This window comes from Listeria booriae, assembly GCF_000766865.1.
Classification (GTDB): Bacteria; Bacillota; Bacilli; order Lactobacillales; family Listeriaceae; genus Listeria_A; species Listeria_A booriae.
Genome location: NZ_JNFA01000023.1, coordinates 120248 through 145880, shown reverse-complemented (window position 1 = coordinate 145880; position 25633 = coordinate 120248). Strand labels below are relative to the sequence as shown.

At 44.0% G+C, this 25633-nt stretch carries 27 protein-coding genes and 1 riboswitch; of the genes, 26 read left to right on the top strand and 1 reads right to left on the bottom strand.

Annotation, left to right across the window (positions count from 1 at the left end):
* Position 1 precedes the first annotated feature (1 nt).
* Together EP57_RS08625 and EP57_RS08620 are read left to right on the top strand one after the other, a co-directional pair.
* Positions 2 to 523: an acyl-CoA thioesterase gene (locus EP57_RS08625; RefSeq protein WP_036085860.1), complete on the top strand. Its 522-nt coding sequence runs from the start codon at positions 2 to 4 to the stop codon at positions 521 to 523.
* Positions 524 to 590: 67 nt separating this feature from the next.
* Positions 591 to 716, top strand: a riboswitch (FMN riboswitch).
* Between the two features lie 253 nt (positions 717 to 969).
* Positions 970 to 1578 carry an ECF transporter S component gene (locus EP57_RS08620; RefSeq protein WP_036085859.1) on the top strand — a complete coding sequence of 203 codons (609 nt, stop codon included), beginning with the start codon at positions 970 to 972 and terminating at the stop codon, positions 1576 to 1578.
* A gap of 15 nt (positions 1579 to 1593) precedes the next feature.
* Here EP57_RS08620 and EP57_RS08615 read toward each other — a convergent pair whose 3' ends face one another.
* Complete coding sequence (locus tag EP57_RS08615; protein ID WP_036085858.1) at positions 1594 to 1842, bottom strand: ferredoxin; 249 nt, start codon at positions 1840 to 1842, stop codon at positions 1594 to 1596.
* Positions 1843 to 1966: 124 nt separating this feature from the next.
* Here EP57_RS08615 and EP57_RS08610 point away from each other — a divergent pair, with 124 nt between their 5' ends.
* The 24 genes from EP57_RS08610 (at position 1967) to EP57_RS08495 (ending at position 25627) form a co-directional block, all read left to right on the top strand.
* Positions 1967 to 2989, top strand: a complete 1023-nt coding sequence (locus EP57_RS08610) for a YpbB family protein (RefSeq protein ID WP_052167616.1) — start codon at positions 1967 to 1969, stop codon at positions 2987 to 2989.
* Positions 2980 to 4380 carry a RecQ family ATP-dependent DNA helicase gene (locus tag EP57_RS08605; RefSeq protein WP_036085857.1) on the top strand — a complete coding sequence of 467 codons (1401 nt, stop codon included), beginning with the start codon at positions 2980 to 2982 and terminating at the stop codon, positions 4378 to 4380. The genes EP57_RS08610 and EP57_RS08605 overlap by 10 nt, the downstream gene beginning before the upstream one ends.
* A 9-nt stretch (positions 4381 to 4389) precedes the next feature.
* On the top strand, positions 4390 to 4998 hold the full coding sequence (locus tag EP57_RS08600) for a CPBP family intramembrane glutamic endopeptidase (RefSeq protein WP_036085856.1): 609 nt from the start codon (positions 4390 to 4392) through the stop codon (positions 4996 to 4998).
* Complete coding sequence (locus EP57_RS08595) at positions 4976 to 5785, top strand: LysM peptidoglycan-binding domain-containing protein (RefSeq protein ID WP_036085855.1); 810 nt, start codon at positions 4976 to 4978, stop codon at positions 5783 to 5785. Before EP57_RS08600 ends, EP57_RS08595 begins: the two co-directional genes overlap by 23 nt.
* Before the next feature lie 79 nt (positions 5786 to 5864).
* On the top strand, positions 5865 to 6827 hold the full coding sequence (locus tag EP57_RS08590; RefSeq protein WP_036085854.1) for an asparaginase: 963 nt from the start codon (positions 5865 to 5867) through the stop codon (positions 6825 to 6827).
* Between the two features lie 21 nt (positions 6828 to 6848).
* Entirely contained in the window at positions 6849 to 7523 is a 675-nt protein-coding gene (gene cmk, locus EP57_RS08585; RefSeq protein WP_036085853.1) for a (d)CMP kinase, read from the top strand.
* A 274-nt stretch (positions 7524 to 7797) separates the two neighbouring features.
* Positions 7798 to 8943, top strand: coding sequence for a 30S ribosomal protein S1 (gene rpsA / locus EP57_RS08580; RefSeq protein ID WP_036085851.1), 1146 nt, complete (start codon positions 7798 to 7800; stop codon positions 8941 to 8943).
* Between the two features lie 163 nt (positions 8944 to 9106).
* Entirely contained in the window at positions 9107 to 10417 is a 1311-nt protein-coding gene (gene der / locus EP57_RS08575; protein ID WP_036085850.1) for a ribosome biogenesis GTPase Der, read from the top strand.
* Between the two features lie 251 nt (positions 10418 to 10668).
* The gene (locus EP57_RS08570; RefSeq protein WP_036085849.1) at positions 10669 to 11688 is read left to right on the top strand and encodes an NAD(P)H-dependent glycerol-3-phosphate dehydrogenase; all 1020 of its coding nucleotides are present in this window, start codon (positions 10669 to 10671) and stop codon (positions 11686 to 11688) included.
* A 97-nt stretch (positions 11689 to 11785) separates the two neighbouring features.
* A complete protein-coding gene (locus EP57_RS08565) occupies positions 11786 to 12769 on the top strand; it encodes a tyrosine-protein phosphatase (protein ID WP_376700987.1) in 984 nt (327 codons plus the stop codon).
* Between the two features lie 407 nt (positions 12770 to 13176).
* Positions 13177 to 13452 (top strand): HU family DNA-binding protein, encoded by a 276-nt coding sequence (locus EP57_RS08560; RefSeq protein WP_003720260.1) that lies wholly within the window; start codon positions 13177 to 13179, stop codon positions 13450 to 13452.
* Positions 13453 to 13660: 208 nt separating this feature from the next.
* On the top strand, positions 13661 to 14263 hold the full coding sequence (locus EP57_RS08555) for a GNAT family N-acetyltransferase (protein WP_036085847.1): 603 nt from the start codon (positions 13661 to 13663) through the stop codon (positions 14261 to 14263).
* A 108-nt stretch (positions 14264 to 14371) separates the two neighbouring features.
* On the top strand, positions 14372 to 14938 hold the full coding sequence (folE, locus tag EP57_RS08550) for a GTP cyclohydrolase I FolE (protein ID WP_036085846.1): 567 nt from the start codon (positions 14372 to 14374) through the stop codon (positions 14936 to 14938).
* A gap of 85 nt (positions 14939 to 15023) precedes the next feature.
* Positions 15024 to 15788: a heptaprenyl diphosphate synthase component 1 gene (locus EP57_RS08545; protein ID WP_036085845.1), complete on the top strand. Its 765-nt coding sequence runs from the start codon at positions 15024 to 15026 to the stop codon at positions 15786 to 15788.
* Between the two features lie 14 nt (positions 15789 to 15802).
* Complete coding sequence (gene menG / locus EP57_RS08540) at positions 15803 to 16516, top strand: demethylmenaquinone methyltransferase (RefSeq protein ID WP_036085843.1); 714 nt, start codon at positions 15803 to 15805, stop codon at positions 16514 to 16516.
* 9 nt (positions 16517 to 16525) lie between these two features.
* On the top strand, positions 16526 to 17491 hold the full coding sequence (gene hepT / locus EP57_RS08535) for a heptaprenyl diphosphate synthase component II (RefSeq protein WP_036086190.1): 966 nt from the start codon (positions 16526 to 16528) through the stop codon (positions 17489 to 17491).
* 13 nt (positions 17492 to 17504) lie between these two features.
* Positions 17505 to 17948: a nucleoside-diphosphate kinase gene (gene ndk, locus EP57_RS08530; protein ID WP_036085842.1), complete on the top strand. Its 444-nt coding sequence runs from the start codon at positions 17505 to 17507 to the stop codon at positions 17946 to 17948.
* 162 nt (positions 17949 to 18110) lie between these two features.
* Positions 18111 to 19277, top strand: coding sequence for a chorismate synthase (gene aroC, locus EP57_RS08525; protein ID WP_036085841.1), 1167 nt, complete (start codon positions 18111 to 18113; stop codon positions 19275 to 19277).
* Positions 19278 to 19279: 2 nt separating this feature from the next.
* Positions 19280 to 20371, top strand: a complete 1092-nt coding sequence (aroB, locus tag EP57_RS08520; protein ID WP_036085840.1) for a 3-dehydroquinate synthase — start codon at positions 19280 to 19282, stop codon at positions 20369 to 20371.
* Complete coding sequence (gene aroH, locus EP57_RS08515) at positions 20371 to 20733, top strand: chorismate mutase (RefSeq protein ID WP_230910707.1); 363 nt, start codon at positions 20371 to 20373, stop codon at positions 20731 to 20733. Before aroB ends, aroH begins: the two co-directional genes overlap by 1 nt.
* 13 nt (positions 20734 to 20746) lie before the next feature.
* A complete protein-coding gene (gene hisC, locus EP57_RS08510) occupies positions 20747 to 21832 on the top strand; it encodes a histidinol-phosphate transaminase (protein ID WP_036085838.1) in 1086 nt (361 codons plus the stop codon).
* A 13-nt stretch (positions 21833 to 21845) separates the two neighbouring features.
* Positions 21846 to 22946: a prephenate dehydrogenase gene (locus EP57_RS08505; protein WP_036085837.1), complete on the top strand. Its 1101-nt coding sequence runs from the start codon at positions 21846 to 21848 to the stop codon at positions 22944 to 22946.
* A gap of 12 nt (positions 22947 to 22958) precedes the next feature.
* Complete coding sequence (gene aroA / locus EP57_RS08500) at positions 22959 to 24236, top strand: 3-phosphoshikimate 1-carboxyvinyltransferase (protein ID WP_036085835.1); 1278 nt, start codon at positions 22959 to 22961, stop codon at positions 24234 to 24236.
* Between the two features lie 137 nt (positions 24237 to 24373).
* The gene (locus tag EP57_RS08495; protein ID WP_036085834.1) at positions 24374 to 25627 is read left to right on the top strand and encodes a tetratricopeptide repeat protein; all 1254 of its coding nucleotides are present in this window, start codon (positions 24374 to 24376) and stop codon (positions 25625 to 25627) included.
* Positions 25628 to 25633: the final 6 nt, after the last annotated feature.

The window sequence follows — 25633 nt, the reverse complement described above, 5'->3', positions numbered from 1 at the left end:
AATGACAGAACGCATGCAAAAATTTTGTAAAGATTCATTGGTAATTAAAACAAGTCGGGTGTTTCCATCGGACACAAATAATCATAATACGCTTTTCGGTGGGCGTTTGATGACGTACATTGATGATACGGCTTCTATTAGCGCATCCCGTCACTGCCGTACAGGGATTGTCACAGCATCGACGGATTCCGTGGACTTTTTGCAACCGATCAAAAATGATCACTCGGTTTGCTTAGAATCATATGTGGCGTCAACAGGGCGTTCTTCGATGGAGATTTTCGTAAAAGTGATTGCCGAGAACTTAAAAGATGGCGAGCGTTATTTGGCTGCGACTTCGTTTTTGACGTTTGTCGCGATTGACGATAATGGCAAAACGGTTGAAGTACCAACTGTTGTCCCGCAAAGCGATGAGGAAAAAATGATTAGTCGTGATGCCGAGGAACGGAGTCAAGCTCGTAAGAAACGTTTGACACAAAGTCGGGCGCTTGCAGCATCTTTGTCCACCAATATTCCGTGGGGATGAGTTTTGCAGGCTTTACAGGCAGGAATTGCTTATGATACAATGAGCAAGTAACAAAAAATAAAATATCGTTCATCTTCGGGGCAGGGTGTAATTCCCGACCGGTGGTTAAAGTCCACGAACTGTTTCTTTTTGAGATGGTTGATTTGGTGCAATTCCAAAACCGACAGTATAGTCTGGATGGGAGGAGATGTTGGTTCGCTTGTTGTTTGGCGTACCTACTTGAAAAATTGACTTGTCAGTAGTCTATTTTGGCGTGACCACTTTTAAAGACGCAACTTGTTTTTGTTGTGTTTGCAGGAGGTCTTGTTTGAATATACGTGACATGTTTGGAATTTCACATACCATCCCTCGATTGTTTTTTTCGGGGGATTTTTTTCGTGTAGTGTCGTAGATAAAAAGGGAAACCGCAGATTCTTAGGATGAACATCTAAGGAGAAGTGATTTTGATGAAGAAGTATTCTTTAAAGACGTTTGTAAGTATTGCAGTATTGGGAGCGGTGGCGTTTGTCATCATGTTGATTCAATTCCCGTTATTGCCGAGTGCACCATTTTTGAAGCTTGATTTTAGTGATGTTCCAGCGGCGATTGGTGGCTTATTGTTTGGTCCGCTAGCTATTATTTTAATTGAATTTGTGAAGAATGTGCTGGAGTATTTAGTGACAGGGAGCTTTGTTGGTGTACCTGTTGGTGAGATGACAAATTTCTTATCGGGCATTTGTTTCGTGTTGCCAATCTACTATGTGTTCCGTTATGCGCGTTCGACCAAAGCAATGATTTTAGGGGTTGGGATTGGAACAGTGACGTTGACGGTGGTGATATCGCTACTTAATTACTTCGTCGTATTACCTTTTTATATTACGGTGGGCGGTTTGCCAGCTGGGACAGATATTGCAGCGCTTGTTACGACAGCGATTATACCATTTAACTTATTAAAAGGTGTGGTTGTCGGCGCGGTATTTATCTTAGTGTACGGCAGAATGCGTTCTTGGATTATGAAAAACACGATTGTTAAATTAAAAGTAAGCAAAGATAAAAAGCATCATGGTGTGGTGTAAGATGCTTTTTAAAAATTAGGAATTATATTGGAGCGGGTTGCCATGAAACGGGTGATCCGCTATTTTTATGGATAAAGACGGGCAGGCTTGTTCGGCGTCTATGGCGTCTTCTTCGAGGTTAGCAGGAATGGGTACTGTGCCTGTGTTGTTGTCTCGTATCGTGAATGCTAGGCCTTCGTCGTTGTAGTCGAATAGGTCGGGGGCGTGAACGGAGCAGGCGCCGCAAGCAATGCAGGTGGATTGGTCGACGATTGTGTATTTCATGGAAGACACTCCTTTCGTGAGATATTCTACTTGATTTTACTCTCAAAAGTCTTTTTTAGCAAATTTCGCAAATGGGGATGCCGAACAGATGTTTTCGTGTTAAAATAGTGGGAAAGTATCGGAAATGGAGTGGGCGAATGTGGATGTGTTGGATGAGTATTTGTTACATGTGATTGCTGCGTTTCCGCGGAAGCGTAAGCCTGCTTTTTTGTATGCGATTGTGACGGGAAAACGGACGGGGCAGGCGGTGCAGGATTCGCATTTGTTTGATGTGACGCGTTTTTTTGGCTGTGTGCCGATGATGCGACAACGGTATTTTGATGCGCGTTTGGGGCAGTTGCGGGATGCGGGATGGATTGCGTTGGACGAGGACGGCGTATCGCTTTTGGGTGTGCCGGAATCGGGCTTTGCGGAGCGGTTCGCCGATTTGGATGGGTTTTCGTTTCAGAGTCGGACGGCGCCTTTTTTTGAGCGCTTGCTTTTGGCGGTGCAGGTGTTTAGTAACTGGAAGCATGAGCGGAAACGTTATTTGCCGATTGTGCGCGATGAGGAGACGCAGTTTGTCGTGAAGCAGTGGCTGGGTTATTTGTTGCAGGAAGAGACGCGAAGTGAGGCGCGGACGGCGTTTTATAGGGAACTGGCTATGTGGTTGCAAGATGCGAAGGCGGATTTGTATGTGCCGCGGTTTTCTGGTGGCGACTACATTGGTAAGACGGGGTTGCAGGTTGCTGGGGAACTCGACATGGAGCCGTGGGCGTATTATTTTGAATGGTTGGACGGGTTACATAAGTTGTTGGCGCAGTTGGAACGGTTTCCGATGTTGCAGAAGTTGCTGCCAGATGCGACGCGGGAATTGACGACTTCGGCACAAGAGACGCTACATTTGTTGCGACAAGGGCTTGATACGGAGCGGGTGATGGCGATTAGGCGTTTGAAGTGGAGCACGATTCAAGATCATTTGGTGGAAATTGCCGCGACGGTACCTGATTTTTCGGTAGGTGCATGGATTGATGAAGCTGCAGTGGACGGTGTCGCGCAAGGAACGTGGCAGTCGTTGAAGGAAATCAAAGAGGCGTTTGGTGAACTGGATTATTTCCAAATTCGGCTGGCTTTGATTGTGAAAAGGAGCGGCGCGAAATGCAATTAGAGGAACAGTTAGAGCAGTTTTTAGGATTTCGCGAATTTCGAGCGGGGCAAAAAGAAGTCATTGAGCAAGTTTTGGCAGGACAGGATTGTTTTGCGATGTTGCCGACGGGGACTGGAAAAACGGTATGTTATCAGTTGCCTGGATATTTGATGGATGGTGCGGTTTTGATTGTTTCGCCGCTGCTTTCGTTGATGCAAGACCAAGTGGAGCGGATGCGGGCGAATGGCGAGAAACGGGTCATTGCGCTGAATAGTTTTTTAACTGGTGAGGAAAAACGGTTGGCGATGGGGACGCTTGCTAGTTATAAATTTATTTTTGTGTCGCCGGAAATGCTTGGGAATCCGCGGGTTCGGGCGGCGATCTCACAGTTGTCGATTGGCCTTTTTGTTGTGGATGAGGCGCATTGTATTTCGCAGTGGGGCCATGATTTTAGGCCGGATTATTTGGAACTTGGGACTGTTCGTGCGCAGTTGGGGAATCCTGTCACGCTTGTTTTAACGGCAACGGCAACGCGGAGAGTACGAGCGGATATTAAAACGCAGTTGCAGTTAACCGATTGTGTGGATGTGATTCATTCGGTGGACCGCCCTAATATTGCGATGATGGTACAGCAAGTGGAGACGAGGAACGCGAAACAGGCGCAGTTGCTCCAGTTGGTTGGCTCACTCAAAGGTCCGGGTATTATTTATTTTTCTAGTAAGAAATTAGCGGAGCGGTATGCGTATGAAATCGCGGAGATGCACGGTTTGGCAACGGCGTTTTACCATGGGGATATGAGCGGTGAGGACCGGATGACGATTCAGCAGCAGTTTATCCAGAATCAGTTGCATTTGATTTGTGCGACGAGTGCGTTTGGAATGGGCATCGATAAAGGCGATATTCGATTCGTGATTCATTTCCATATGCCTGGTGATTTAGAAGCGTACTTGCAGGAAATTGGTCGAGCTGGTCGCGATGGGGAGCCGAGTGTGGCGATTTTACTGTATGCTGATGGGGATGAGGCGATTCAGCTGCAATTGCAAGATCGTGATTTGCCAGAAGAAGAGCTTGTGCACCTGAGTCCAGCGTTGACGGAACAATTGCCAGTGACGGAACGGCGATTTCTAGAATTTTACCGCGAAATGGGCTTCACGCCAAACCAAATCAAAGAAAAAATTCAATTTCGTAAGCGCTGGAAAAAAGAAAACCTATTTACTTTCTTAAACTTTCTAAAAGGAGTCACGTGTCGCCGTCAGTTTATTCGCGATTATTTCGAAGAGGCAGACGCTATGTCGAAACCAGTGAACTGCTGTGATATTTGCGGTGTGACGCTGGCTGATTTTTATGGTGAGAACGAGCCAATCGAAACCGAGCAGGCATGGCAAAATTATTTAGCATATTTGCTTGAATAGGAGGAAGTTATGGCGAACCAAGTGGATGTCATGCGGAAAATGACGAAAAAAGAAATAACACGCGTATTTTTCATCCAAAATGGCTTGTTAATTTTACTCGGAATTGGTATTATTTTTATCAGTACTGGTATTTTGCAATGGATGAAAGAATTGAGCTTTGCTTGGCAGCCGATTTGTTGGGCGGTGGGGCTTGCACTTGTTTGGGCGGCGATAAATATTGCGCTTGATCGTGTGTTGCCTGAACGTTTTACAGATGATGGGGGCCTGAATAAGCTGATTTTTAAAGACCGGAAGCCACTGGATATTTTGTTACTTTGTGTGCTGATTGGTTTTACGGAAGAATTGATTTTTCGTGGTGTTATCCAATTTTACTTTGGTTTTTGGGCGAGTGTGATTTTGTTTGTTCTGGTGCATTTTCGCTATTTAAATAAAGTATATCTGTTGTTCAATGTTACAATAACTAGTATAATTATTGCAGGACTATTTCAATTTAGTAATCAGAATTTAATTTCGGTGATTATGTTTCATATCTTGTTCAATTTTATTGGTGCACTGGATATGAGAATGAGATATCAGAATGGAGGAGGGGTCGCGCATGGTGAAGAAAGACGACGATAACTTTGGTAATGGAGAAGATCAAGAATTTAAACATTTAGGTGACGATTACGATGATGACTATATAGACTCAATCCCATCACGCTCCCAAAGCAGACGCGCTAATAAATCGAAGAAAGCGATATTTCGTTATCCAATATTGAACTTACTAATCATTTTCTTCTTACTTATCCCGATTGTTTGTTTAGCGGTATACTTATTTGTGCTGAATTTCGGACCGAATAGCGATGACACAGTAACGACCAATACAGCACAAACCGAAACGAAGAAAGAAAAAGAAGTCAATATTTCAAGTAATGAAGCGAAAGTAAAAGAAGCAAAAGAAAAAGCAGCAGCCGAAGCAAAGGCAAAAGAAGAAGCCGATGCTAAAGCGAAGGCAGAAGCAGACGCGAAGGCAAAAGAAGAAGCTGACCAAAAAGCGGCGGCTGAAAAACAACAAGCAGACGCTAAAGCAAAAGAGGAAGCTGATCAAAAAGCAGCTGCTGAGAAAGCAGAACAAGATCGCATAGCGGCAGCAAAAGCCGAAGAAACGCGGAAACAACAAGCCGCAGCAGCTGAGAAAGAACAGCAACAAGCAGCGGCAGCCGCCGAAGCGAAGAAAAAACAAGAACAACAAGCAGCAGCATCTTCATCTTCGCATACGGTAGCAAAAGGTGATACGCTATACAGCATTGCACGCAAAGCATATGGTGGCACAAATGTAGCGGCAAACGTGGCAAAAATAAAACAAGCCAATGGTTTATCTTCGGATAATGTACCAGTAGGCACTGTACTGAAAATACCACAATGATAGTTTGAAAATAATGGAAGAATCGAGAACAAACAGTGTATCGTTTTTCTCGATTTTTTTCTGAGGAGAAGGTGTTTTTTTGGCGAAAGTAGCTTTAATTACGACTGGTGGGACGATTGCTAGTACGAAAACAGAGTCTGGACGGCTTGCTTCGGGGGAGCTTTCAGGACAAGAGTTGGCGGCATTATGTGAGTTGCCAGCGGAGATTCAAATTGATATTTTTTCGACATTCCAGTTGCCATCGATGCATATTACATTTGCGGATTTAGTGTCGCTTCGGGATTTGGTGTTGCGGATTTTTGAAGATGATACATACGACGGGATTGTTGTGACGCACGGGACGGATTCGCTTGAGGAGACGGCGTATTTCTTGGATTTGGCGATTGGGGATGCTAGACCGGTCGTTGTGACGGGGTCGCAACGGGCGCCAGGGGAAGCTGGGTCGGATGCGTATATTAATATTCGTCATGCGATTTATACGGCGAGTGTGAAGGAATTGCGCGATGCTGGGACGGTTGTTGTTTTTAATGAACGGATTTTTGCGGCGCGTTATGTGAAGAAGGTTCACGCGTCGAACATTCAAGGATTTAGCGCCTTCGGATTTGGCTACCTAGGCATTATCGATAACGACCAAGTTTTTCTATATCAAAAACCGGTGGAGCATGAATCGTACGAAATTAAGCAGGAGATGCCGAAAATATATATTGTGAAATGTTATTTGGAAGCAGACGGGCTGTTCATTGACGCGGCGCGAGAAGCTGGTGCAGATGGTATTGTGTTAGAAGGTGTTGGCCGTGGTCAAGTAGCGCCGAAAATGATGCCAGCGATTGAACGAGCGTTAGCGGACGGCATTCCAATTGTGATTTCAACGAGTGCCGAAGAAGGCAATGTGTACACAACGTATGATTATGAAGGTAGCACGTACGATCTTTATAAGCGGGGCGTTATTTTAGGAAAAGATTACGACAGCAAAAAAGCACGCATGAAATTGGCCGTTTTACTTGCTGCTGGAGAAGAAATTTGCCAAACCAATTTCAGATAAATGAAGGAGTCGAATAAAGACATGAGCAAAAAGATTTGTATCGCAATTGATGGACCTGCCGCAGCAGGAAAAAGTACGGTAGCCAAAATTGTCGCAAAAGAGCTACACTATATTTACATTGACACAGGAGCGATGTACCGCGCCGTAACGTACGCTGCATTAGATCAAAAAATACCATTAGACGATGAAAAAGCGCTCGGCGACATGCTTGCTAATACGCAAATTCGTTTTGAGCCAGGCGAAGTACAACAAGTGTTTATCGGAGAAGAAAATGTGACGGAGATTATTCGTTCTCTAGAAGTCACAGCGAATGTTTCCGAAGTTGCGGCACATCCGGTTGTTCGTGAAGAACTACAGAAACGACAACAAGTTTTTGCAACAGAAGGCGGGATTGTCATGGACGGTCGCGATATCGGTACTGCTGTTTTGCCAAATGCGGAACTGAAAATCTTTTTACTAGCAAGTGTGGATGAACGTGCAGAACGTCGCTACAAAGAAAACGTGGCAAAAGGTTTCCCAAGCGATTTAGAGCAGTTAAAGAAAGAAATTGAAGAGCGCGATCATCTCGATTACACAAGAGAGCACTCCCCGCTACAAAAAGCAGAAGATGCCATCGAACTGGACACAACATCGATGACAATAGCCGAAGTAGCTACATCTATTCATAAATTAGCCGAAGCAAAAATCAACCAGTAGTCTATACAAAAAATGAAAAAGTCTAGGCTTACGAATTATTTTTCACATAGATGAGGAAAAGTCGCGAAAAACAACCGAAAAAACTTGACAAATTCGTGCTTTTGTAGGAAGTTAGTAGAGAGAGAATTTATCTCGTCAATAGGATTTTCTAGTACCGTTTTAGATTGAAGTCATATTCCTGCTTATTTGTCGCATTTACGCGCTTAATTATACTTGGAACAGTCAATCTTTGGGAAGTCCTAATTACGATAAATGTTTTAGAGGAGGGCTATACATGTCTGAAGAATTAAATGATGTAGAAGTTAGAAATTTTGAAGAAGGCGACAAAGTCACTGGTACTGTTACTAGTGTAGAGGATAAACAGGTGTATGTTGGCATACCTGATTCCAAATTAGATGGTGTTGTCCCAATCAGTGAATTATCTAATGTTCATATTGAACAAGCCTCAGATGTCGCTAGTGTTGGCGATACGTTGGATTTAATCGTTTTGAAAGTAGAAGACGATGTATTAGTATTATCTAAACGCAAAGTAGATGCACTTCGCTCTGTAGATGATATTAAAGCGAAATTCGAATCTGGTGAAGTATTCGAAGCAGTAGTAAATGACGTTGTAAAAGGCGGCTTAGTGGTTGATTTAGGCGTTCGTGCATTCGTGCCAGCATCGCTTGTTGAAGACCATTTTGTAGAAGATTTTGCGTCTTATAAAGATCAAACGTTGACTTTCAAAGTAGTAGAATTCGAGCCAGAGAACAACCGCGTTATCTTATCTCACCGCGCTGTTGTAGAAGCTGAAAAAGCTGGTAAGAAACAAGCTCGTTTGAGTGAAATTAAAGAAGGCGACGTTGTAGAAGGCACGGTACAACGCCTAACTAGCTTCGGTGCTTTTGTAGATATGGACGGTATCGACGGTCTTGTTCACATTTCACAAATCTCGTACCAACACATCGCAGCACCTTCTGATGTATTAGAAGAAGGTCAATCTGTGAAAGTAAAAGTTATCGGTGTGGACCCAGCGAATGAGCGTATTTCTTTATCTATTAAAGAAACACAACCAGGACCATGGGATGATATCGCTGAAAAAGCTCCAGTTGGCGCAGTATTGAAAGGGAAAGTAGCCCGTTTAGTAACATTCGGTGCATTCGTTGAAATTTTCCCAGGTGTGGAAGGTTTGGTGCATATTTCACAAATCTCGCATCAACATATCGGTACACCACAAGAAGTGCTAAAAGAAGGCCAAGAAGTAGAAGTCAAAGTTCTTGATGTTAACGAAACAGACAAACGTTTGTCACTAAGCATTAAAGAATTGACAGAGGCTCCTGTAGAAGTAGCTGACTACGAATTGCCAGAAGAAAGCACTGGTTTCCAACTAGGTGACTTGATTGGTGATAAACTAAAAAATCTAGACACAGATAATAAATAAGTTCGATTTTATAATGAAGCGAGGAGTCGGTGTTACGCATAATCGTTTGCGCATCTACTGATTTCTCGCTTTTTGTTTGCAACTTTAAGTTGATACTAGGCGTATTTACTGTTAAACTAAAGAAAGTTTGAAAAAGTAATTTAAAGAAAAAGAAGGTGAAATAATGGTTAAACCAGTAGTAGCGATTGTCGGTCGTCCGAACGTCGGCAAATCCACTATTTTCAACCGCATCGTCGGCGAACGTGTGTCGATTGTGGAAGATATTCCGGGAGTTACACGGGACCGGATTTATAATTCGGCAGATTGGCTTGGACGTGATTTTAATATTATTGATACAGGCGGAATCGATTTAGGAGACGAGCCATTTTTAGCGCAAATTAAGGCGCAGGCGGAGATTGCGATTGATGAAGCAGACGTGATTATTTTTATTACAAACGGTCGTGAAGGCGTAACAGATGCCGATGATCAAGTAGCCAAAATTCTATATCGTTCGAATAAACCCGTTGTTTTGGCGGTAAATAAGGTCGATAATCCAGAAATGCGTGACCAAATTTATGATTTCTATTCTCTAGGATTCGGCGAACCTTTCCCAATTTCAGGTTCCCATGGTTTGGGGCTTGGTGATTTGTTGGATGAAGTTTTCAAGAAATTCCCTGAATTGGATGAGGAAGAGTACGATGATAACGTGATTAAATTCTCACTTATCGGTCGCCCGAATGTTGGGAAATCTTCTATCTTGAACGCTTTACTAGGCGAAAACCGCGTGATTGTTTCTGATGTTGCTGGAACGACGCGGGATGCGATTGATACGCATTATGAATATGAAGGGCAAGAATACGTCATGATTGATACGGCGGGTATGCGTAAACGTGGTAAAGTCTACGAATCCACTGAGAAGTACAGCGTATTACGGGCCATGCGAGCGATTGAACGAAGCGACGTTGTTTTAGTCGTGCTAAATGCCGAAGAAGGAATTCGCGAGCAAGATAAACGAATTGCTGGTTATGCGCACGAAGCAGGACGCGGAATTTTAGTCGTTGTAAATAAATGGGATGCGATTGAAAAAGACGAGAAAACAATGAACGCCTTTATTCAAGATATTCGCGAACAGTTCTTGTTCTTGACATACGCACCGATTGTTTTCGTATCGGCATTGACGAAACAGCGCTTGACGAATCTTTTCCCAATGATTAACGATATTAGTAATAACCATTCCTTGCGCGTACAATCGAGCTTGCTAAATGACGTTATTATGGATGCCGTGGCGATGAACCCATCTCCAATGGACAAAGGCAAACGCTTGAAAATTTACTATACGACACAAGTGGCTGTTAGACCGCCAACATTCGTTGTATTCGTAAATGAGCCAGAACTCATGCATTTCTCTTACGAACGCTTTTTAGAAAACCGAATCCGCGAGGCCTTCCCATTCGACGGTACGCCAATTCGATTAATCCCACGCCAAAGAAAATAAAATTGGTTTTAGTGCATATGCGGAGTAAATCGGCGACAAGCGCTCGCATCCTATCGGTTTGGTAGACTTCCGGTTCTCACATACACAAGTATGCTCCGCTTCCGGCTTCCACCAAACCGATAGGATACAAACGCTTTCGCTCGATTTGTGTAAAGCGGGATTTTACGTCTTACGCGAAAATATTGAGGATAGAGGTTTTAACTTAATTTATACGTTCTCTCATAATTTTTAATAGTAAAGGGGCGAGTTTGATGACGAAGAAACAGAAGATTGCTGTGCTTGGTGCGGGTAGTTGGGGCACTGGTTTGGCGTTGGTTTTGATTGAGAATGGGCATGATGTTGTTATTTGGGGGAATCATCCGGAGGTTGTGGATGAACTGAATACGAAGCATACCAATCAACATTATCTTCCTGATATGGAGCTTTCTCCGAAGATGCGGGCAACGCTTGTGTTAGAGGAAGCTTTAGAAGGCGCGCAGATGGTCGTTATTGCGATTCCGACGAGCGCGATGAGAATTGTTTGCAGTCAATTAAATGATGCTTTAAAAGAGCCTACACTGCTTGTACACGTAAGTAAAGGTATTGAACCTGATACGAATTTACGCATGACGCAAGTGATTGAAGAAGAAGTAGCGCCTGAAAAACGTTCTGCTTTAGTTGTGCTTTCTGGTCCGAGTCACGCAGAAGAAGTTGTTCGTCACCATCCGACAACGCTTTGTGCGAGTTGCAAAGATTTGGAAGCAGCGGAAATCGTTCAAGATGCCTTTTTAAACAACAATTTGCGTATTTATACAAACGAAGATGTCATCGGAGCTGAAATCGGTGGCGCTTTGAAAAATATTATCGCACTTGGCGCTGGTATTACGGACGGCCTTGGTTATGGCGACAATGCTAAGGCGGCGCTAATGACGCGTGGTATGGCTGAAATTACACGACTTGGTGTAACGGCTGGTGCTGATCCACAAACATTTTACGGGTTGACAGGTATTGGCGATTTAATCGTCACTTGTACGAGTGTCCATTCACGAAATTGGCGCGCTGGGAACATGCTTGGTAAAGGCGAAAGCTTGGACAAAGTATTGGAGAACATGGGAATGGTTGTCGAAGGTGTTCGCACAGCCAAAGCCGTTCACCAATGGGCGCAAAAATTACAAATCGACATGCCAATCACCGAAGCGATTTACAAAGTCTTGTTCGAAGATGAAAATCCACAAACCGCCGTTGACCGCCTAATGGGTCGCGACCGGAAGCTCGAAAAAGAAGAATACTAAAACGAGAACCTGTTATGGCTTAGGCTGTAAGAGGTTTTTTGGTTGGATTTGTGCTAGGATGGAGAGGAAAAGATTACGATTTGGAGGGAAAGATATGATACAAACAAATCGCCATGGCAACCAGCTAACATTGACTTGGTCGCCGACGGATATTTTGGCAGGTACGATTATTTTTCAAAGCAATACGGCAACACCTACTAGTTCGAAAAAACAATTACTCGTTGTGGATCAGGAAACAAAGCTTGTACTTGTAACCGATGACACACCAGTATTTTTCATTATTCAGCACCCCGATGGCACGCATACGGTTATTGGCGAACGGACTATTCCGCTAGAAGGATGCTTTAATTTCCGCGACTTAGGCGGCTATGTCAATACAGCTGGAAAAACGGTGAAGTGGGGCAAGCTGTACCGATCTTCGCTGCTCACCAACATTACCGAAAATGATAAAGACACACTTGAAAAATTAGGCGTGAGTTGGATTTGTGACCTACGCAGTACATCAGAAATCGCAGCCAAACCGACACCAGCCCTAGCTCACATCAAAAATCGGCACATCCCAATCGGCACTGCAAAAAACGAATCTACAGAATCACAAAAAATCGATATTCCGGATGATCATCGCGTCTATGAACCATTGATGGGCGAGAGTTACCGCGTTTTTGTACAGTCCAAAGATGGTTTCCGCGAGATTTTTAATGACATCATCGAAAAAGAAGAAGTGCCATTCCTATTTCATTGCACCGCGGGAAAAGACCGTACAGGCGTTTTAGGCGCACTTTTATTAAAATTACTAGATATACCTGAAAATACGATTTTGGCGGATTACGAGCTTACAAACCAATATGCCGACAATATACTAGGCGAAATGCAAGGGCTAGTCAATGCCTTCTCCAACAGCGAGAAAAAAATCGATTTAGAAAATTTCAGACCGATGGCCGAAGCACGACCTGCCTATTTAGAAATCGCCTTCGATGAAATGCAAAAAGAATACGGTTCTGTGGACGCGTATCTCGAAAAAGGAATCGGAATTACCCCGTCAGAAAAAGCAAAATTCCAAACTATGATGTTAGAAGGATAATAGTAGTTGAAACCTAGAGTTGTCAGGCAAAGGAGCAGATTTCGGCGTTTTTTTTAAGGAATTTGAACTATTTTTGCTATTTGGCGTGTTTTTACTTGCTATTATAGGACTCTCGCGTTAGTATTATGCTTAACAGCTTGATATAATCACGTTTGTGCAACTAGGACTAAGAAGATTTAAGAAAAAAAGTTCGTGAAATTTTTTATCTTTCGCTTCTAAATCCTTGCAGTTGTAAGAAGAATGTGATAATCTTTTAACAGAATCACTGAAACGGCAGTAAAATGCCATTCCAGCCGAAATTCTTCTGAGAATTTCCATAGAAGTTTAGCTTATTTTGGAAAATGAATAGCGAAGTGTTAGCTAAGACCTGAACACTTGGTATTATTCTCTTAAGGAGGTGAAACACAATGGCAAACAAAACTGATTTAGTAAATAGCGTAGCTGAGCTTGCAGATCTTTCTAAAAAAGACGCTGCTAAAGCTGTAGAAGCTGTTTTTGAAACTATCCAAACTTCTTTATCTAAAGGTGAAAAAGTTCAATTGATCGGATTTGGTAACTTTGAAGTACGTGAACGTGCTGCTCGTAAAGGACGCAACCCACGTACAAAGGAAGAGATCGACATTCCTGCAAGCAAAGTTCCTGCGTTCAAACCAGGTAAAGCGCTTAAAGAAGCTGTTAAATAATTACATACACTTTTTAAGCACGGAAAAAGAGTCTTTGGGCTCTTTTTTTGTTGTTGGTGGCGTTTGAATGCAATGAATTACGCCACCAATATAAGCGTGAGCGAAGCGATGGGTTAATCCATGGGTTTAATCTATTGCTACACCTTTTCAAATGCCAAACGAAAATACCCCCAGCACCAACCAAAATCCCAACCGAGGTGATAATCCAATGACCATCCAAAACACCCCACCCCTCCAAACCAACAGACTAACACTAAGAAAATTCACCCAATCCGACCTACCAGCCTTACTAAACATACACAGCGACAAAGAAGTAAACAAATTCCTACCAATGTCCCCCTTAAAAAACCTCACAGACGCCAAAACCTACTGGGAAAACCAATACGCCGCTGCCTACAAACAAAAGCAAGCCTACCAATACGCGATTTGTCTAAAAGAAGACAACATCCCAATTGGCTACATAAACATCAGCATGAACGACAGCCACGACTTAGGCTACGGCCTCACCAAAGCATTTTGGCATCAAGGTATCGTAACAGAAGCCGGCAAAGCCATTCTTGAACAAGCAAAAAAAGACGGCATCCCGTTCGTCACGGCGACACACGACCGAAACAACCCTCGAAGCGGCGGTGTAATGATTCAACTCGGCATGCACTACCAATACTCCTATGAAGAACAATGGCAACCAAAAGACCAACTTGTCACATTCCGCATGTACCAACTAAATCTGGCTGACCAAACGAGTCCCGTTTACAAAAAATATTGGGATGATTCTGCGGTTCATTTTATAGAAGCAGGTGTCACATCTTGAATTTATCCAGCCAAACGACCAATCTCCAAGCAATTAACATTTACCTCATATCCTACCTATGTTAAAATAGCGAGGTAGGTTATAACGGGTTTGTAAAGGGGAATAATAATGGAGCAAATAGATAAACAAAAAATAGCAGATGCAGTAAAAGTTATACTAGAAGCAGTCGGTGAGAATCCAGAGCGCGAAGGCTTGTTAGATACACCGATGCGCGTAGCAAGAATGTACGAAGAAGTATTTTCTGGACTAAAAAAAGATCCATCGGTCCATTTTAATACCGTATTTGAAGAACAACATGAAGAACTAGTGCTAGTCAAAGATATTCGCTTCTCATCGATGTGTGAACACCATTTAGTACCGTTTTTCGGAGTGGCGCATGTTGCTTATTTACCGCAAAATGGTCGCGTTGCTGGGCTTAGTAAGCTTGCGCGTGTCGTGGATGATGTGAGTAAACGTCCGCAGCTACAAGAACGAATCACAACGACAGTAGCCGAAATTATGATGGACAAATTAAAACCGCTTGGCGTCATGGTCATTGTAGAAGCAGAACATATGTGTATGACAATTCGTGGTGTGAATAAACCTGGTGCCAAAACAGTGACAAGTGCTGTTCGCGGTGCTTTTAGAAATGATGATAAACTACGCAGCGAAGTGATGGCATTAATTAAAAACTAATGAACGAGTAGATATAGCAGTTTTTGTAACGATTATGCTATAATTTAGAGTATGTGATAAACAAGATTTGAAGGGGATTTTGTCAATGAGTTATCAAGGTGGCGTAGCGCAGTTAAAGCAGGTAGAGGCACTTGTCTTAGATCGGACGACGTATCGATTTCTTGGGGAGAACTTTGAAGGACCAGAAGTGGATAAAGATCAGATGTTGTGGCTACATGAGGCGATTAGAGGAACGGATGTGGATGATGTTGTAGCTAACCAAGTGATTGGCGCAACACTATATGTTATTTTAGCGCATGATACGCATGATGGCATTGATGAAGTGACCGACCGCACACGGCAAACGTCGCAGGAAAGACAGTTGACGGTGCTTGCGGGCGATTTTTATAGTAGTTTGTATTACCGCACGCTTGCCGAGTTTGGCATGATTGATTTGTTGGCATCTTTACAGCGCGGGGTGCAGGAGACGAATGAGGCGAAGGTGAACTTGTATCAGCTGCATATTACGGGTGACGAGGATTATTTAGCGCATTTAGTGAAATCCAAAACCGCGATTTTCGAGAAATTTGCGTCGCATTTTGGTTGTAGCGAAACATTTGTGCAAGTTGGCGCATACACGATTTTGTTGACGTATTTATTAGAAGAGCGCAAGAAGTGGCTTAAAAAGAATGAATCTTTATTCAAAACGGCGTATGAGCATGGCTATATGGCAATGAACGCACAGGCTGATTTTGCGACATGGTTAGAAGATTTGATTGTTACAGTAAAAACGGAAATAAAGGCAAATAAGGACGGGCTTGCGATTTCTGAAATGACAGAGAAACGGTTGCAAGAGCTACTCGGACAATAAGGAGAAATGATAAAATGATCGAAACGAAAGAAGAAAAAGTGCACAACGTATTTGAAAAAATTTCTCCGAGTTATGACCGAATGAATAGCTTGATTAGCTTCCGATTACACGCAAAATGGCGTAAGAAAACAATGGAATTAATGCGTGTGAGAGAAGGTACATCAGCGCTTGATGTTTGTTGTGGCACGGCGGATTGGACGATTACTATGGCGGAGGCTGTAGGGGAGTCTGGTTCGGTTATTGGGCTTGATTTCAGCGAGAACATGTTAGAAGTAGGGAAAGAGAAAGTTGCCAATACGGGACTGAATAACATTGTATTAATGCACGGAAATGCGATGGAATTGCCGTTTGCTGATGATTCTTTTGATTATGTGACAATTGGTTTTGGGTTGCGTAATGTGCCGGATTATATGACGGTGTTGCAAGAGATGTATCGTGTGTTAAAACCGGGTGGCTTGCTCACGTGTTTAGATACGTCCACGCCAACGATTCCGGGTTACAATCAGTTGTTCTTCTTTTATTTCCGCCATATGATGCCATTAATGGGTAAACTTTTTGCGAAAAGTTATGAAGAGTATGCGTGGTTAGAAGAATCAACGCGTAGTTTCCCAGGTATGAAGAAATTGGCAGATATGTTTCAAGAGGCTGGATTTGACCATGTTCGTTATGTTCCACATAGTGGTGGGGCAAGCGCGACGCATTTTGGGTATAAAAAGAAGGAACAATAGGTGGGGCAGATGAAACTTAATTTTCTATATTCTAATATTCAAGCGGATGTAGCGGCAATCGAGGAAGAGTTGCGACTTGCTGTGAAATCCGAACAAGCACCGCTAGTTGAAGAAGCTGCGTTACAATTGCTCAATGCTGGCGGCAAGCGGATTCGACCGATTTTTGTTTGCTTAACGGCACGACTTGGCAACTTTCAGTGGAATCAAGTGGAGCAGGCGGCTGTCGCGGTAGAGTTAATACATATGGCCTCCATTGTTCATGATGATGTGGTGGATGATGCGGATGTCCGGCGCGGCTTACCAACGATAAAATCGAAGTGGGGCAACCATGTGGCTATGTATACCGGTGATTTTCTATTTGCCAAATCACTCGAATACATGACCAAAATTTCTAATTTAGAGGCGCATCAAGTGCTTTCGAAAGTAACGGTTGAACTTGCTGTTGGTGAAATTGAGCAATTGCGTGCAAAATACGATTTTGAGCAAAATGTGAGGACGTATTTGCGCCGCATTAAGCGTAAAACGGCATTATTGATTGCGGCTAGTTGTGAACTTGGCGGTATTGTGGCTCAGCTTGATCCAAAGCTACATCGCAAACTTTTCTTATTCGGTTATTATGTGGGAATGTCTTTCCAGATTACCGATGATGTCTTGGATTTTACTGGATCGGAGAAAACGCTCGGTAAACCTGCTGGAGAAGACTTGCGCCAAGGTAATGTAACGTTGCCTGTCTTTTTTGCAATGGAGGACAAGGCGTTTCGCGCGAAGCTTCGTCAGATTTCAGAAACGACGACGAAAGAAGACATGGCGCCGTTCATTGAGGCAATTAAGGCATCGGGAGCTATCGCTAAATCAGAAGCAATCGCCGAGACCTATTTACAAAAGGCAATCGGCATTTTAGACGAATTCCCGCCTTCAAAAGAATTAAAACCGTTGAAACAAATCGTGCAGTTTTTAGATAAACGAAAATACTAGGGAGGCATGAGCTATGGAGAAAACGTATTTAATGGTAAAACCAGATGGTGTACAGCGCGGGCTTATCGGTGAAATTGTGGGCCGCTTGGAGAAAAAAGGACTGAAATTGGTCGGCGCTAAATTCATGCAAATTGATGAGGAGCTCGCAAAACAACATTATGCGGAGCATGTCGGCAAAGCATTTTTTCCGGATTTATTAGCTTTTATCACGTCTGGGCCAGTTTTTGCAATGGTTTGGGAAGGTGATGAGGCGATTTCGCTTGCGCGTCATATGATGGGAAAAACAAATCCGTTAGAAGCAGAGCAAGGATCGATGCGCGGGGATTTGGCGGTACATATGAATCGGAATGTGATTCACGGTTCGGATTCGCCGGAAAGTGCGCAACGGGAAATCGGTCTTTTTTTCAAGGAAGAGGAATTGATTTCGTATGAGAAAGCCATCGATGTTTGGTTATAAACTGGATAAGGAATAGGAGGCACATGGGGAATTCTCGTGTGCTTTCGTCATTTTCTTGTTTACGTCGGGTTGGAATTATGATATGATATTACAAATACACTTTAAAGCGCTAAATTATTTTTAGTTTTTAATAGATTGAAAAATGGAAAGGGAGTAGAGAAGATGAGATACTTAACAGCGGGAGAATCGCATGGCCCAGGCCTTACGACAATTATTGAGGGATTGCCAGCAGGGATGCCTCTTTTAGCGGAAGATATTAATAAAGAATTGACAAGACGTCAAGGCGGTCACGGTCGCGGCGCTAGAATGCGGATTGAGACGGATCGCGCGCAGATTTCAGCAGGGATTCGTCACGGGAAAACGATGGGTTCGCCTGTTGCTATTTTTGTGGAGAATAAAGATTGGAAGAAATGGGAAATGGTAATGAGCATTGAGCCTGTTCCTGAGAAAAACGAGGCGTCGCGCAGAGTTTCTCGTCCACGTCCAGGCCACGCGGATTTGATTGGCGGCATGAAATACGGACATCGTGATATGCGAAATGTGTTAGAGCGTTCTTCGGCTCGTGAAACAACGGTGCGTGTGGCAGCGGGCGCGATTGCGAAGAAGTTGCTTGCGGAACTTGGTATTGAGGTGGCAGGACATGTGCTTGAAATCGGTGGTGTTCGCGCTGAATTGACGCGGGATTACTCGATTAAAGAAATTCAAGAAATCTCAGAAGCATCGTCAGTACGTTGTTTAGATACGGCAAAAGAAGAAGAAATGAAGCAAAAAATCGATGACGCGAAGAAAAATGGCGATACGATCGGTGGGATTGTGGAAGTCGTTGTTGGTGGTGTACCAGCGGGACTTGGCAGTTACGTGCAATGGGATCGCAAATTGGATGCCAAAATTGCGCAAGCCATCGTAAGTATTAATGCGTTTAAAGGCGCTGAGTTTGGTGTTGGTTTTGAGGCGGCACGCAAGCCTGGTAGTGAAGTGATGGATGAAATTTTATGGTCCGAAGAAGACGGTTATACGAGACGGACGAATAATTTGGGTGGTTTTGAAGGCGGGATGACGAACGGGATGCCAATCGTTGTTCGTGGTGTCATGAAGCCGATTCCGACGCTGTATAAGCCATTACAAAGTGTGGACATTGATTCGAAGGAAGTTTTTAATGCGAGTGTGGAGCGTTCGGATAGTTGCGCGGTTCCTGCAGCGAGTGTTGTTGCTGAAGCCGTTGTTGCTTGGGAAGTCGCACAAGCCGTTTTAGATAAATTTGATAGCGATCGTTTTGATGTGCTTCGCGCGCATGTGGAGGAACATCGTGCTATGACGAAGGAGTTTTAAAGATGGCAGAAATCACAGTGACGACGAAAGATAAAGTATACCCGGTTTATATTAGTAAAAACGCGCTTCATGAACAGGCGGACAACTTAGTGGCAGAACTTGGCCGTTTTTCACAAGTGTTTGTGATGACGGATGTGAATGTTGCGAAAGCGCATTTGAATAAATTGGATGAACTGCTTGCCCCGCTTGAAAAGGTGTCTTATTATGTGACACCTGCAGGCGAGGAGGCGAAGACATTTGCGGTTTATGAGGATGCGATGACAAAAGCGATTGAGGCTGGGCTGGATCGTAAATCGGTTTTGGTCGCTTTTGGTGGTGGCGTGATTGGGGACTTGGGCGGTTTTGTGGCTGCGACGTATATGCGAGGCATAGCGTTTTATCAAATTCCAACGACGGTGCTGGCGCATGATAGTGCGGTTGGCGGGAAAGTTGCGATTAATCATCCGCTAGGCAAAAATATGGTCGGGAATTTTTATCAACCGGAAGCTGTGATTTATGATACGTCTTTATTCGGCACATTGTCGGAGCGGGAAATGCGGTCTGGTTTTGCAGAATTAGTGAAACATGCGCTTATTCGCGATCCGGCTATGCTTGTGGAATTGATGGAGACGTACAAGACACCGCGTGATTTATATGAGGTGGACTTGACGCCGTACTTGGCGCGAGGGATTGCGATTAAGGCGGAGATTGTTTCGCAAGATGAGACGGAGCAAGGTATTCGAGCATTTCTTAATTTTGGTCATACGTTTGGTCATGCGATGGAGGCTTACGGCGCATTCGGTAAGTGGCTTCACGGTGAGTCGATTACGTTTGGCATGATTTACGCGCTGGATATGAGTGAGCAGTTGCTCGGTCTTCATTTTGATAAGGAAGCGTTATTGAAATGGTTGGCGGCGCTAGGCTATGAGGTTCATTTGCCGAACAATCTTGATTTTGATGTGCTATTAGAACATATGAAACACGACAAAAAAACAACATTTAACGAAATAACGATGGTTTTGCTGGAGGAAATCGGCAAGCCTACGATACAAAAAGTGACGGATGATGTCATTGAAGCGACGTTTAAGCGCGTGAGTCAGGAGGGGCAAGGATGATTAGAGGAATTAGAGGAGCAACAACGGTAACTACGAACACAGCGGAGGCGATTTATAAAGCTTCGGCGGACTTGTTCCAGGAGATAGTAACGGCGAATAAACTAGAACCAGAAGCGATTTCCTCGGTCATTGTTTCGGTGACGAGCGATATTGATGCGGCATTTCCAGCCAAACCGATTCGTGAACTAGCAGGGTTTCAATTTGTACCGATTATGGGTGTGATGGAAATTCCAGTTCCGGGTGCGCTTGCGATGTGTATTCGGTTGATGGTCAACGCGGAAGTTGGCGATGTGGCGCAACAAGATGTCGCGCATATTTATTTAGAAGGTGCAACCGTTTTACGACCAGATTTGGCGAAGTAGGAGGAATGGGAACATGAAATGGAAAAAAACATTGACGGGGCTACATTCTTACAAGCCCGGTAAACGCGAAGAACAAGTCATGGCGGAACTTGGTTTAACGGAAATTACGAAACTATCTTCCAATGAAAATCCACACGGTGTTTCACCAAAAGTTGCGGCGTTCATGAAAGACGCTCGTATAGATTTAGAAATTTATCCAGATGGCTGGGCGACGGAATTACGTACGCAAGTCGCGGCGTATCATGGTGTGAAGGAAGAAGAACTTGTTTTCACGAGTGGTGTGGACGAGCTGATTGCTTTAATAGCGCGGACATTGCTTTCTCCTTCGACAAACACGGTGATGGCAACACCGACGTTCCCACAATATCGGCAAAATGCGTGTATTGAAGGTGCAGAACTACGCGAAGTGCCACTGACAGAAGCGGGCGACCATGACTTACCACAAATGTTAGCGGCTATCGATGCATCGACAAGCGTTGTTTGGTTGTGCAATCCGAATAATCCGTCTGGTAATTACATAGAACTAGATGAAATCATTCACTTTTTACGCCAAGTGCCTAGTGATGTGTTAGTTGTTTTGGATGAGGCGTATGCGGAATACGTTGTCCCTCAACCGGAAAAACATATGCACTTGATCCATGAATTTCCGAATTTGATTATTACGCGGACCTTTAGTAAAATTTACGGTTTGGCCAGCTCGCGTGTTGGTTATGGTGTGGCGAACCAAGCTGTTATTAGCCAAATCAATATCGTCAGACCGCCATTTAATACAACAACACTCGGTCAAAAATTAGCGCAAATCGCGTTGACGGATGACGCGTTTATCGCTTCTTGTCGCGAGGGAAATGCGGCGGGTAGAAAGCAATATGAGGATTTTGCGGCGGCAAATGCGGGCGTGCATGTGTATCCATCGCAAGGCAATTTTGTTTTGGTGGATATTGGGTTGCCGGCCGATGAAGTTTTCCGTTATTTAGAGAAGAATGGCTATATTGTGCGTTCTGGTTCGGCTTTAGGTTTTCCAAAAGCAGTGCGGATTACAGTGGGTACGAAGGCGGATAATGCGGCGGTTATCGCGTTGTTACAACAATTAGTGAAGTAAGGGGTTTTGAAAGATGAAAGGAACAGTCGTTATTGTCGGGCTTGGCCTGATTGGCGGGTCGATTGCACTTTGTATTCGTGCGAAACATCCACAGGCACATATTATCGGGGTTGATATTTCGGAACAGACGATTTTATCGGGAGATTCACTCGGTATTATTGATGAAGGTACGACGAACTTAGCGGATGTCGTGTCACGCGCGGATTTACTTGTTTTTTGTTGTCCGGTGCAGCAAACCGAGCGCTTTTTGGCGGAATTGCCTTCGTATGTGTTGAAGGAGGATGTCATTATTACCGATACGGGTAGTACGAAGCAGCGTGTGATGGAGCAGGCGACGGCTGTTCAAGCGTTAGGACATGTGTTTATTGGTGGGCATCCGATGGCGGGTTCTCATAAGAGCGGTGTGACGGCGGCGAAATCGTTGTTGTTTGAGAATGCGTATTATTTGTTGACGCCAAGTGAGGGGGAGAATCCGAAGCATGTGGCCGACTTACGGGTGTGGCTGGAAGGAACGAACGCGAAATTCTTGGAGTTATCTGCTAAAGAACATGATACGATTACCGGGATGCTTAGCCATTTACCGCATATTGTGGCGGCGGCACTTGTGAATCAGACGAGTGATTTTACGCAAAAACATCCAGCGGCTTTTCGACTGGCGGCAGGTGGTTTTCGCGATATTACGCGAATTGCTTCTTCTGATCCGACGATGTGGACGGATATTTCGCTCTCGAATAAAGAGGCATTGCGCGAATTGCTTGGGAACTGGCGTGACGGGATGAATGAGGCGTTAGCGATGTTGGAAAAAGAAGACGCGACGGCGATTCATCATTTTTTCGATACGGCAAAAGAGTTTCGGGATTCGTTGCCGGTGCATCAAGAAGGCGCGATTCCATCTTTTTATGACTTGTTTGTTGATGTGCCGGATTATCCTGGTGTGATTTCGGAAGTGACGGGATTTTTGGCGCAGGAAGAAATCAGCTTGATTAATATTAAAATTCTAGAAACACGGGAAGACATTATGGGGATTTTGCAAATTACGTTCCAAAATGAGAAGGACCGCGAACGGGCAAAACGCTGTATTGAGAAGTATAGCCATTACCAATGTCATTTTTGAGGGAGGATTACGATGCAGTTAGTAACGAATAAGCAAGGGTTGAACGGGACGATTCGGGTTCCTGGAGATAAATCGATTTCGCATCGCAGTATTATGTTCGGTGCTTTAGCGAACGGGACAACGACGGTGAGCAATTTCCTGAAAGGGGAAGACTGCTTGAGTACGATTGGTGTTTTTCGCGCGCTAGGTGTTCGGATTGAGGAATTCCCGGACAAGATTGTGGTGCATGGCACGGGTTGGGACGGATTGAAACGGCCGGACGAGACGCTTGACGTTGGGAATTCGGGGACGACGATTCGTTTAATGTTAGGTATTTTAGCGGGACGTCCGTTTGATGCCACGTTGGAAGGTGACGCGTCGATTGGGAAACGTCCAATGGGTCGTGTGATGTTGCCGTTACGCGAAATGGGTGCTATTTTTGAAGCGAAAGATGCCAATTTTGCTCCGGTGAAAGTGACGGGAACGAAGCTACAACCGATGACGTATACGCTACCAGTCGCCAGTGCCCAAGTGAAGAGCGCGATTATTTTTGCGGCACTTCAAGCAGACGGGGAAACAACAATTATTGAAAAAGAAAAAACGCGGGACCATACCGAGCAGATGATTCGTCAATTCGGCGGCGCGATTACAACGGACGGCTTAACGATTCGTGTCAACGGCGGTCAAGAATTCCAAGGACAAAATGTTGTCGTTCCAGGCGATATTTCTTCCGCGGCGTTTTTCATTGTAGCAGGTTTGATTATTCCTAACAGCAAAATTCGGCTTGAAAATGTGGGCCTTAATCCAACAAGAACGGGTATTATTGATGTTGTCAAAGAAATGGGCGGCAAAATCACGGTGGAGCAGACGAGTAAGGCAGGGGATGAACCCGCTGGAACTGTCATTGTAGAAACAAGTGATTTAAAAGGCATTGAAATTGGCGGCGACATTATTCCGCGCCTCATCGACGAACTGCCAGTCATTGCGCTATTAGCATCGCAAGCGAATGGGCAAACCGTTATTAAAGATGCCGAAGAGCTAAAAGTAAAAGAAACAAACCGGATTGATGCAGTGGTCACGGAACTTTCCAAAATGGGCGTGGCGCTCGTTGGGACCGACGATGGCATGATTATCGAAGGCAACCAAACATTGCACGGCGCGACTGTTCAAAGTTACGGGGATCATCGCATGGGAATGATGCTACAAATCGCAGCTTTGTTAGCGGATTCGGATGTTGCATTAGAAAAGGCAGAAGCAATCAATGTTTCGTATCCGAGCTTTTTTGAAGATGTGGCTTCTTTATACCAATAAAAGACTTGGCGTGTGCGCACTTAGCACACGTTTTTGTTTGGCGTAAAATCAGGAAAATAAGAAAGACTGTTTGACTTGTTTTGACCTTTTGGTTATAATAAGCCTACGAAATGTGATAGATGTGAGGAGTATGAACAATGAAATTTGCAGAGCAGATGTTAGCGGCTTTGGAGCAAGAAAATTTGCCAGAGGCGCAGAAATATTTCCAACAAGCATTACAAGATGGGACGGATGAAGAACAATATTGGCTAGCGGAACAATTATTTCAACTTGGGTTTCTAGAAGAGGCAGAGGATTTATATGAATTATTGTTAGCCAAATATAAAGATGAAGGCGAGCTACTCGTTCGCGCCGCAGAAGTTGCGATTGAAAAGGACGATATCGAAGGTGCGATGGAATACTTGGAGCAAGTAAATGAACAAGACGACGCGTATCCGGAGAGTTTACTTGTGCTTGCTGATTTGTATCAAATGCAAGGACTTCATGAGGTGACAGAAGCGAAGTTAGAACAAGCTAAAGCGTTATTGCCAAATGAACCGGTGATTGATTTTGCGCTAGGCGAATTTTATTTATCGACTGCGCGATTTGCGTCAGCAGTGCAAAGTTATCAGGCGGTGCTTGATGCGGGCGTGACGGAGTTTGCGGGCAGCCAGATTTATGAGCGAATTGCGGAAAGTTTAGCGAGCAGTGGTGCTTTTGAAGAGGCGATTACGTATTATGAGAAGGCGCTAGCGGAACAAGAAGATGTGAATACGTTGTTCGGGCTTGGTTTGACGAGTTATCAAGCGAAAGATTACACGAAGGCGATTCATGCGTTGGAACATTTGAAAGAACATGATCCTGGATTTACGACGCTATACACGTATTTGGCCAAGAGCTATGAGGAAAATGGCGAACCAGACAAGGCGCTACAAGCATTGGCAGATGGTTTGAAACAAGATGAATTCAATAAAGAACTATTTTTAGAAGCTGGAAAATTGGCTTGGAAAAATGATCAGGTAAAAGATGCGGAACATTATTTCCGTCAGGCGATTGCGCTTGATCCAGAGTTCATTGATGCGATTTTGGAAGTGAATAAGATTTTGCTGAAAAAAGCCGATTACGAAGGTATTGTCGAGTTGGTAGAGTCGCTTGAGCAAGAAATTTTAACGGAGCCACAAATTTTCTGGGACGTAAGTGTTGCATATCAGGAACTAGATAATTATAATAAAGCAAAAGAAAGTTATGACCTTGCTTATCCGCATTTTGCAAATAATGCTACTTTCTTAAAAGAATACGGTTTGTTCTTGCGAGAAGATGGTGACGTTGCGAAGTCAGGGCAAGTGTTGGCGCAGTATTTGACGTTTGAGCCTGGTGATGAAGAAGTTTTAAGTTTGTTAGATTATGAATAATAGATC

Bases quoted from the DNA above. Each gene is read 5' to 3' on its own strand.
- hepT (WP_036086190.1), top strand. From the start codon at position 16,526: ATGAAACTTAATTTTCTATATTCTAATATTCAAGCGGATGTAGCGGCA.
- EP57_RS08545 (WP_036085845.1), top strand. From the start codon at position 15,024: ATGAGTTATCAAGGTGGCGTAGCGCAGTTAAAGCAGGTAGAGGCACTT.
- ndk (WP_036085842.1), top strand. From the start codon at position 17,505: ATGGAGAAAACGTATTTAATGGTAAAACCAGATGGTGTACAGCGCGGG.
- der (WP_036085850.1), top strand. From the start codon at position 9,107: ATGGTTAAACCAGTAGTAGCGATTGTCGGTCGTCCGAACGTCGGCAAA.
- EP57_RS08560 (WP_003720260.1), top strand. From the start codon at position 13,177: ATGGCAAACAAAACTGATTTAGTAAATAGCGTAGCTGAGCTTGCAGAT.
- EP57_RS08610 (WP_052167616.1), top strand. From the start codon at position 1,967: ATGGAGTGGGCGAATGTGGATGTGTTGGATGAGTATTTGTTACATGTG.
- EP57_RS08600 (WP_036085856.1), top strand. From the start codon at position 4,390: ATGGCGAACCAAGTGGATGTCATGCGGAAAATGACGAAAAAAGAAATA.
- EP57_RS08615 (WP_036085858.1), bottom strand. From the start codon at position 1,842: ATGAAATACACAATCGTCGACCAATCCACCTGCATTGCTTGCGGCGCC.
- folE (WP_036085846.1), top strand. From the start codon at position 14,372: ATGGAGCAAATAGATAAACAAAAAATAGCAGATGCAGTAAAAGTTATA.
- EP57_RS08495 (WP_036085834.1), top strand. From the start codon at position 24,374: ATGAAATTTGCAGAGCAGATGTTAGCGGCTTTGGAGCAAGAAAATTTG.
- EP57_RS08605 (WP_036085857.1), top strand. From the start codon at position 2,980: ATGCAATTAGAGGAACAGTTAGAGCAGTTTTTAGGATTTCGCGAATTT.
- EP57_RS08505 (WP_036085837.1), top strand. From the start codon at position 21,846: ATGAAAGGAACAGTCGTTATTGTCGGGCTTGGCCTGATTGGCGGGTCG.
- EP57_RS08625 (WP_036085860.1), top strand. From the start codon at position 2: ATGACAGAACGCATGCAAAAATTTTGTAAAGATTCATTGGTAATTAAA.
- EP57_RS08620 (WP_036085859.1), top strand. From the start codon at position 970: ATGAAGAAGTATTCTTTAAAGACGTTTGTAAGTATTGCAGTATTGGGA.
- menG (WP_036085843.1), top strand. From the start codon at position 15,803: ATGATCGAAACGAAAGAAGAAAAAGTGCACAACGTATTTGAAAAAATT.
- aroA (WP_036085835.1), top strand. From the start codon at position 22,959: ATGCAGTTAGTAACGAATAAGCAAGGGTTGAACGGGACGATTCGGGTT.
- rpsA (WP_036085851.1), top strand. From the start codon at position 7,798: ATGTCTGAAGAATTAAATGATGTAGAAGTTAGAAATTTTGAAGAAGGC.
- hisC (WP_036085838.1), top strand. From the start codon at position 20,747: ATGAAATGGAAAAAAACATTGACGGGGCTACATTCTTACAAGCCCGGT.
- cmk (WP_036085853.1), top strand. From the start codon at position 6,849: ATGAGCAAAAAGATTTGTATCGCAATTGATGGACCTGCCGCAGCAGGA.
- aroB (WP_036085840.1), top strand. From the start codon at position 19,280: ATGGCAGAAATCACAGTGACGACGAAAGATAAAGTATACCCGGTTTAT.
- EP57_RS08570 (WP_036085849.1), top strand. From the start codon at position 10,669: ATGACGAAGAAACAGAAGATTGCTGTGCTTGGTGCGGGTAGTTGGGGC.
- EP57_RS08555 (WP_036085847.1), top strand. From the start codon at position 13,661: ATGACCATCCAAAACACCCCACCCCTCCAAACCAACAGACTAACACTA.
- EP57_RS08595 (WP_036085855.1), top strand. From the start codon at position 4,976: ATGGTGAAGAAAGACGACGATAACTTTGGTAATGGAGAAGATCAAGAA.
- aroC (WP_036085841.1), top strand. From the start codon at position 18,111: ATGAGATACTTAACAGCGGGAGAATCGCATGGCCCAGGCCTTACGACA.